General features: G+C 62.3%; 9 protein-coding genes and 1 pseudogene. 3 read left to right on the plus strand and 7 right to left on the minus strand.

Annotated features, from left to right (window positions below):
• Positions 1-525: 525 nt before the first annotated feature.
• Entirely contained in the window at positions 526-768 is a 243-nt protein-coding gene (locus tag FV229_RS23645) for a hypothetical protein (RefSeq protein ID WP_147754296.1), read from the plus strand.
• Between the two features lie 74 nt (positions 769-842).
• Here FV229_RS23645 and FV229_RS23650 read toward each other — a convergent pair whose 3' ends face one another.
• A complete protein-coding gene (locus FV229_RS23650) occupies positions 843-1,097 on the minus strand; it encodes a hypothetical protein (RefSeq protein ID WP_147754297.1) in 255 nt (84 codons plus the stop codon).
• Positions 1,098-2,175: 1,078 nt separating this feature from the next.
• Between FV229_RS23650 and FV229_RS23660 the strand changes: the two genes are divergently transcribed.
• Entirely contained in the window at positions 2,176-2,667 is a 492-nt protein-coding gene (locus tag FV229_RS23660) for a MucR family transcriptional regulator (RefSeq protein ID WP_147754299.1), read from the plus strand.
• 297 nt (positions 2,668-2,964) lie between these two features.
• Here the strand turns inward: FV229_RS23660 and FV229_RS23665 are convergent, their stop codons facing one another.
• The 4 genes from FV229_RS23665 to FV229_RS23680 form a co-directional block, all read right to left on the minus strand.
• Complete coding sequence (locus FV229_RS23665; RefSeq protein ID WP_147754300.1) at positions 2,965-3,330, minus strand: hypothetical protein; 366 nt, start codon at positions 3,328-3,330, stop codon at positions 2,965-2,967.
• The gene (locus tag FV229_RS23670; RefSeq protein ID WP_147754301.1) at positions 3,327-3,959 is read right to left on the minus strand and encodes a ParA family protein; all 633 of its coding nucleotides are present in this window, start codon (positions 3,957-3,959) and stop codon (positions 3,327-3,329) included. The genes FV229_RS23665 and FV229_RS23670 overlap by 4 nt, the downstream gene beginning before the upstream one ends.
• Entirely contained in the window at positions 3,959-4,783 is an 825-nt protein-coding gene (locus FV229_RS23675) for a site-specific integrase (protein WP_246688314.1), read from the minus strand. The genes FV229_RS23670 and FV229_RS23675 overlap by 1 nt, the downstream gene beginning before the upstream one ends.
• Positions 4,784-4,962: 179 nt before the next feature.
• Positions 4,963-5,241, minus strand: coding sequence for a hypothetical protein (locus FV229_RS23680; RefSeq protein WP_147754303.1), 279 nt, complete (start codon positions 5,239-5,241; stop codon positions 4,963-4,965).
• A gap of 373 nt (positions 5,242-5,614) precedes the next feature.
• On the opposite strand from FV229_RS23680, the gene FV229_RS23685 reads away from it, so the two are divergent.
• Positions 5,615-6,025 carry a hypothetical protein gene (locus FV229_RS23685; RefSeq protein WP_147754304.1) on the plus strand — a complete coding sequence of 137 codons (411 nt, stop codon included), beginning with the start codon at positions 5,615-5,617 and terminating at the stop codon, positions 6,023-6,025.
• A 670-nt stretch (positions 6,026-6,695) separates the two neighbouring features.
• On the opposite strand, the gene FV229_RS23690 is transcribed toward FV229_RS23685, so the two are convergent.
• Both FV229_RS23690 and FV229_RS23695 read right to left on the minus strand, forming a co-directional pair.
• Positions 6,696-6,947 (minus strand): hypothetical protein, encoded by a 252-nt coding sequence (locus FV229_RS23690; RefSeq protein ID WP_147754305.1) that lies wholly within the window; start codon positions 6,945-6,947, stop codon positions 6,696-6,698.
• Between the two features lie 119 nt (positions 6,948-7,066).
• Positions 7,067-7,311 (minus strand): annotated as a pseudogene (locus tag FV229_RS23695) (hypothetical protein); the annotation flags it as partial.

Consider the following 7,311-nt stretch of genomic DNA (forward strand, 5'->3'; position numbering starts at 1 on the left):
TTCATGCCAGCCTTCTCCGCTTGGCCGGCTGCGCTCGCCAGACCAGCTCCGCCGGCCAAGCTACCCGTGGCGGAGCGGCCCACCGTGCACTAACTTTACCCTTGGACCACCTCGTGGGGGCCGATCAGTCAGCTTCTCGATACCGTGCGTCCCGGCCATGTCGCGAAGGCGCCAAAACCGAAGCCGGAGAGCGGCGGCTATCGTTCGGTGCGGACCGGATCAGGCTCGTTGAGGGTGTGATGATGGACGGCGTCGGGCTTCTGAACTTCGCCAAGGTCGTTATCAGAGCCGGTCTTGAGGTCAGGCGTCGCGACGCTCGTGCTCACGTGGCAGAAGCACCGCGCGGATGGTCAACCGCAACCGGCTTCAGCCATGCGTCACTCGTGATGAGACTTCCATAAAACCCTACATTTCCTATCATATCGGACACATCACCTGCGCCAGAAGCATGCTGCTCATGCTGATCCGACTTCGCAACGTGCTACCTTCACTGACACGCAATCCCTCATCTGCGGATACGCTCACATGGCCTTCGGCATCACCGGCATTCACGGCATGGACCAGCACTTCATGGCGGAGGAGGTCGCCCCCGGCGAGTTCGGGGTGGCGATCCGTCAGGGTGGCGATGCCATCGTCTCGATCCGCCTGCGCGACCCGTCCCTGGCCAACGCTCAGGATCTGGCGACGCTGCTCGGCCAAAGGGCCAGCGCAATCATTACCCCGTCGGTGGTCCAGGCCATGCTGGAAGGCACGATGACGGAAATCTGAGGCGCCTTTCTAAATACAGCTTGGTGGAAGAGGTTGTTCAGCACGCCGAAGCCGGAACAGAACCATTCCCCGTTTCAATCGGGAATGGCGAACCCGATCGACTGACAAACGATCGCGGCCATGGCAACACGATAGGCGAGCTGAGGCAACCAAGCCGCTTGCATAGATTGATCTGGCATGGGTGAGGCAGTGCCCATCTGCAACTCGTCTTCGTAGCGCGCCATTATCCACGCTTGGATTGAAGGGGAGGTGCAGGCGAGCCAAATCCATAAGCCGAGAGCAACGAAACCTAGAAGGTCACCGCCGAACGTGAAGCCAGCATCAATCATGATGCGCTCCCTGCAAGAAACGCCCCCCAGCGGCGGTGCTTACAGGAAATCCTCGGAAGGGTCGATCAGATCTCCATAGTCTGCATCGCGGGCGCACCTTCACGCAGCACGTAGCAATCTGGCGGACGCTGTCAGCTTCCCCGCAGGGTGTCCATGACGACCAGACGGACGCCCTCGGCCTGATCGGACAGCTTCGCGACACCGTGCGCCCCGGTCACGTCGCCAAGACGGCTGCCCCTAAACCAGAGGCCCGCGGCTACCGTTTGGTGCGGACCGGATCAGGGGTTGTTTAAGTTTCTTGCGGCGTTTGAGCCTGACTGCATAGATAAATCTGATCTGAAAGACCAAATTATATCTTGACGCGAATTGTATAGCGAAGCCATCGATAGAAACATAGATGGTTTGTTGCAGTCATGCATTTTAGCAATTGCAATGGCTTCCATAGGAGAGATCGCTTGTATATTGCGGCCGTCCACCGCCGATCCAGAGCGTCCATCATAGAAGCGCAAGATGCATTCTAATCGGTAAGTTGGCATGATTGCCTTCAAAACCCTGTGGTCTTTGACGGAAAAGGCTCGCCGGGTGATGGTGTGTCGAAGGGGAGGCTGCGATTAGGTTCTACCTGACGACCTCACCCGTCACCGGGTTCGTGACACCAAGGATCGACAGACCGACATCCGCACCGCGGCGCCATACGACCCGCATCCGCACGGATCGCTGAGAACCTTGCAGAGTGAGCTCGACGCAGTCCGACAGCGGTTCCCGTTGCGAAACCGAGATGCGGGCACCTTCTTTTGACACATCCCGCACCACGCAGGGGACCTCATCCCCGTCATCCGTGCGAAGCGCCCCGATGATCATTGTCTCTCGACGCGGAGATCGCCGCGGGTAATTAGGTTCGTCCATGCTACATCGTCCACCGAATGGTGATGAAATAGCCATTGAATGGTTCAAAAAGGCTGACACAAGGATTGGATTTCTCGAAAATCCAGGAGGATTTTCAACGCCAGGCTTCCACTAAAGCGAGATATATGCATGGTGACTGCCGCTACAGGTTGCATGCGGTTGAGAACGAACTATGGACGAACTTGAACAGGCGCTGCCTGACAACACCACCGAGCTGACGGCCGACCTCGTGTCCGCTTTCGTCTCGAACAACAACGTGCCCGTCGCCGAGCTGCCGGCTCTGATCGCCAGCGTGCATGCCGCCCTGGCTGCTCTCGGCAACGAAGCCCCCGCAGAGCCTGCTGGTCCCGAGAAGCCGACGCCCGCTCAGATCCGCAAGTCAATCACCCCGGATGCGCTGATCAGCTTCGAGGACGGGAAGTCCTACAAGACGCTGAAGCGCCACCTGACGCTCCGTGGACTGACCCCCGAGGGCTATCGGGCGAAGTACGGCTTGCCGGCTGACTACCCGATGACGACGGCCAACTACTCGGCGCAGCGCTCTGCGCTAGCCCATGCGCTTGGTCTCGGTCAGCAGCGCCGGAAGACCGCAACCGAGGCCACAGAAGCCCCCAAGGTAGCCCCGAAGGCGCGCGGCCGGAAGAAGGCTGCTGAGACGGTCTGAAGCCGCTCAGCGCCCCGTTCCGGCACACCGCGGCACCCGTCGCGGTGACGTGCCTCTAACCAAGCGCCGCCATCCTACGTCCGGGCCAAGTTGCGTATCGGCCTAGCTGGTGAGATCTGGGGTTCCCCCGCCGCGTGAGCAGATCGCGCCGGGGTCGAACCGCTTGGGAGATGTTGTGACACCGCCACGATCGCTGCCCGTGCTCGTCGTGGACGATGTGCCTCTGATCCGCGCCGTGGTGCGCCCACGCTCGGACAATGACGTGATCACGTTGCCACGTGGTCGCGTGACACCTCGCTACTCACCTCGGTTCAGTGCATCGAAATCTCGCCCGTGCGCCTTCAGCACGAGCCTGAGCCCTTCGAGATAGAGATCGTGCGGCTTGCAATCCTGAGCGACCGCGATCTCTCGAAGCGCCTTGAAGACCTTTGGGTGCGCGTACAGGGAAGCGTGCGGCTTCTCGTACCGGACCCGTCGCTTGTAGCCGTCCGGACCAACCGGTTCGATAAACGCCACGTTGTCACGTGGAGCGTTCCCCGTTTCCACGTCCTCACGTTCCGACGTTACAACGCTGTCACGTGACGACGTGGTAACGTTAGAAGACGACTGAGAAGCGATCCGGGCGAGTTGATCGTTTATGGACGGCCGCGGCTTTTTGCTCATGCGTTCGTTCCTGCAAGCTGCGCCTTCACCCATTGCCAAAGCAGGCGAATTTCGGTTGCGGCTTTGCCCTTCGGGGCGAGTTCCGTGACCCCCTGCCCCATCGTCATCGAGTCGAGGAAGTCAGAGCGGGTCGCGACCATCGACGGCGCCAGTGCACCGGAACTCACGAGCGCGGTTGCCGCATCAAGCGTCCGGGCCTGCGTCGTCGCGTTGCACTGGTTGAGCACGAAGGCGAATGGCCTGCCGAGGAGCCGGATCTGTTCCACGGTCGGCCGGGCCGCCTCCACATCGAGGATCGATGGCTTCACTGGCAGGAGGCACAGGCTGGCCTCCCGAAGCACGAGGGCGACATCGGGGCCGTACCGACCTGGCGTATCTACGATCGCCAGGGAGATCTGCCCAGCGCCGCGCATCCGCTTAAGCGTGCCCGCGAAGGCCGAGGGTTCGACCCGCTGCACGTCCAGCCCATCAGCTTCGCGCCGCCGTCCCCAGCCGGCAAGCGAAGCCTGCTGGTCCGTATCAAGCACCGCAACCGTCTCCCCGTCCTGCATCGCGGCAGCGGCGAGGCTCGCGGCAAGCGTGCTCTTGCCGCTGCCACCCTTCTGCGTCGTGAGAGCTAGGACCCGCATCACAGGCCCGCCATCCCAGCTGGGTTCTGTTTGAAGATCTGCCCGGATCGGATGTAGCCGCTGGTCGTGTCGAAGCGCTTATGTCGAAGCTGCCGCTGGATTGTGTGGCCTGGCGCGTCGTTGGCCGCCGCCGAGGTGGCGAGCCCAGATCGAAGCGAATGGCCGGCAAAGGCCGACGCTATCCGTTGCGCCTCCTCTAGCGAGTGACCATCCACCAGCGCGGCCGCTTCGACGGTCCGTTGGACAATCCGAGCCACAGCCCGGTCCGTGACAGCCTCCAACCCAAGTCTTCCGTGTCGGTCGATTGGTCGGAACGCCGGTCCCTCCCGCAACTGAGCGGCATTAATCCACGCGCGATAGCTCCGCACCGGGCACGTCTCCAAATTCGATCCGTAGGGCACGCCAACCTCGGCGCCTTCACTCTGCTGATCCGTCTTGCTGCGCCCGAGATGGATCACGAGGCCGTCGGGCTGCTCTTCGATCCAGGCAGCACCATCGCGGCGTGAAACCTGAAGCCCGGCAAGTTCGGATCGCCGAAGGGCCGCTGCGAAACCAACCAGGATCAGCGCTCGATCGCGTCTGCCCGCAAGGGTATCGGGTAGCGTCGCCACGGCGCGGCGGAGATCCACCGTCATCAGCGGGCGCTTCTTTTCAGCTGGCCGGCCATGCGCCCGCTTGATCCCGCGCCACGCATCTCGGAACGCTGCCGAAGTCGTATCAAGAACGAAGCCCGCTGCGGCGTGCTGCTCTCGGATCGCAGCAAGGCGACGTTGTAACGTGGTAACTTTCAACGTGGCAGCGTGGTCGATGAGATACGCGAGCACTGCGGCAGCACTGGCTGGCAGAGCAGACTCATCGCGAGTAGCGCACCATGTCGCGAACGCTCTCGCGTCGGAGGCGTATGCACGACGTGTGTTTTTAGCCCGCGCCTGACCCGCATACTCGCGTGCTCGGTCAGCGAAGGCTTCAAGGCTATTCGGCGGGAGGAGGCTTACGTCTGTGCTCAAGGCTGAGTCTCCTCGCCCAGCGGCTCGCCTTCATCGATCGCCGAAACAATCTGGTTGCGCACGAGCTTCGAGGCAGCTTGCACGGGATCGGCCCAGTCAGGGCGTCGGGCTTTCTGTATGGCCTCGTTCGGCACGACGACGAAAAACCGCGTCTGCCCCCTCGATCGAGCATGCCAGTAGCCGCGAACCTCTACCCCATCCGACGTTTGGCGGGCCTTGACGATGAAGTCCTGCCCGGAGTGCGAGAAGGCGAGGCGCGGGAGGTTGGACGGCATGCTGAGTTCTGAGGTCCGATAATCTCTTCTTATCGGACGTTAGATGACCACGCGGGAAATGGCAACGGGATCGCGTTACCACGTTACAGCGTGGTCATGTGAAAGCGCGGTTGTGATGTGAGCCTTTTCTATCTCAGTCTCACCAGCCGCGCGGCGGTCGGGTATGCAAGCCGGGTGCGCCTCGATGATGAGGCTGCTCAGCCCAGCATTAAGAGTCGGGCGCTGAACTGCATCCCGTTAGGAGTATCTTTAAGTTGTAATCCTATCCTTCACGTAGTCATCGGGTGCCATGCACGTGCGGTGGCCTGACTACGCTCCCTGCCGCAACGAAGCGACACCGAGCAGCTGCCCATCCCTACTGTGCGAGTTGACCATGCACACCATGTCCAACGATCCAGGTGCGCACCCGCTCCCCTCCGACGCGGAGCGTGCTCGCGCTCGTCTGAACCGGATCGCTGCGCCTGCGCAGAGCCCGAACCATTTGATCCGCTCGGAGACCCGCGACACGCTGGCGTCCCTAGGTCCGCGCCGGCACGGAATGGGCAAGCGCGAAAGCTTCCGCCTCGGTTGGGGCGGCTGGCTGGTAATAGAGCTTATCGCCATCGCCATCGCTGCCGCCGGATACTTAACCTGGACACCGACCTCCGCCTGCCGCGAGCAGGAGGCGAAACTCGGCTTCTATGCCGGCGACAGCCTCGGCAAGTGCATCCGCCGTGGCATCGCGGCCCGCATCGAAGACATCGACCAGCGTCTCAAGATGCTGGTGCGTGGCTCGGGGCGGTGAAAGCAAGTCAAGCAACTGTCAGCTCAAGGCCATGACAGTGCTGCCAGTGGCCGTAGCCACTATCCCCGCCGCCGTTTTCAGCGATGAGTGACGGGGTTGCTTGCGGGCCGGGGCGTGGGTCGTCACACACGCCGGCACGATTTCGGAGAAGCGCTACGCGGCGACCGTCGTTGCGCTGATAAGGCCCCCGAGGATCGTCACTTGGCAGAGGCAACCCTTTGTTAACCACGTCTAGCCACGCTGATCTTAGCGACCGGCTAATAAAGTCGAGCGCCGGCAGAGCAGCACCACCTTGGACAGAAGGTGCGGCCTCGCCGGCGCAGTCGCGGATTTATTTAGGTTCCGCCTCGACCGTGATCGATCAGCACTGGTAAGGTCTTAGGGCGCATGGCACGGTCAGCCATGACGACAGCAGATCCGGTTCAATGCGAGGTGAAGGTTGACGGGCAGTGGCTCGCAGTCAGCCTTGCGGACGCACACGGGAAATACACCCTGGCGGTGAAACGCTGCCTGGCTTGCCACGGGCCGGTGACGGTCACCGGAAACTACACTGCTGTCTTCTCGCTGACGCTGATGCATCGTCGGACGTATGTGGGCTGCCCCCTTTCGAAGACATACTGCGGAACACCGTCCATGCACCCGCTCGCGCTCAGTTAGCCTCCCGAGATCGCTACTGCCCGTCTTCCGCGCCGACCATCCGAACGGTTGCACCGAGCCGGCTTCGGTCCAGCCCCTTAGCGGTGTAGCGCTCATCCGCCTGGACGATGCGCACCGGCATCGGGGCACGTCCCAGGAACGCCAGATCGCCCCGCACAGCGCGTTCAAGCTCAGATCTCACCGCGCTATCCGCCAAGACGGCAAGGCCGCCCACGGTCGCTACGGCGAGGACGCTGCGGGTGAGGATCGAGGTGAGGGTGAGCATGGGGGCACCTGAGAGATGCCGGATGGTAGCCGAAGGGCTCTGCGGAGGCTGCTACACCCACGCCACAGCCAGTACAAAAAGCGAACAAGCCAACCAGATGGTGAGGCTGTCCGATCCGATCAAATGACGGGCGCCGAGAACAGCGCGCCGTACATCGCGGCATGGCCGACGTAGTAGAGCGTGAGGAAGCCGGTGAGCGCCACCGCGTAGTAGGCCGGAGCCAGCGCCACGTCGCGCCGGCGGACGGCGATGCGGGCGTCGTCGGCGGCGATGGCGACCAAGACCACGATGATCCCGGAATGGCCGATGGCGTCGACCTTGCCGAACTCGAACACCGCGGAGACGAAGATCGCGGCCAGGATGA

This window comes from Methylobacterium sp. WL120 (assembly GCF_008039465.1).
GTDB lineage: Bacteria > Pseudomonadota > Alphaproteobacteria > Rhizobiales > Beijerinckiaceae > Methylobacterium > Methylobacterium cerastii.

Bases quoted from the DNA above. Each gene is read 5' to 3' on its own strand.
- FV229_RS23645 (WP_147754296.1), top strand. From the start codon at position 526: ATGGCCTTCGGCATCACCGGCATTCACGGCATGGACCAGCACTTCATG.
- FV229_RS23650 (WP_147754297.1), bottom strand. From the start codon at position 1,097: ATGATTGATGCTGGCTTCACGTTCGGCGGTGACCTTCTAGGTTTCGTT.
- FV229_RS23660 (WP_147754299.1), top strand. From the start codon at position 2,176: ATGGACGAACTTGAACAGGCGCTGCCTGACAACACCACCGAGCTGACG.
- FV229_RS23665 (WP_147754300.1), bottom strand. From the start codon at position 3,330: ATGAGCAAAAAGCCGCGGCCGTCCATAAACGATCAACTCGCCCGGATC.
- FV229_RS23670 (WP_147754301.1), bottom strand. From the start codon at position 3,959: ATGCGGGTCCTAGCTCTCACGACGCAGAAGGGTGGCAGCGGCAAGAGC.
- FV229_RS23680 (WP_147754303.1), bottom strand. From the start codon at position 5,241: ATGCCGTCCAACCTCCCGCGCCTCGCCTTCTCGCACTCCGGGCAGGAC.
- FV229_RS23685 (WP_147754304.1), top strand. From the start codon at position 5,615: ATGCACACCATGTCCAACGATCCAGGTGCGCACCCGCTCCCCTCCGAC.
- FV229_RS23690 (WP_147754305.1), bottom strand. From the start codon at position 6,947: ATGCTCACCCTCACCTCGATCCTCACCCGCAGCGTCCTCGCCGTAGCG.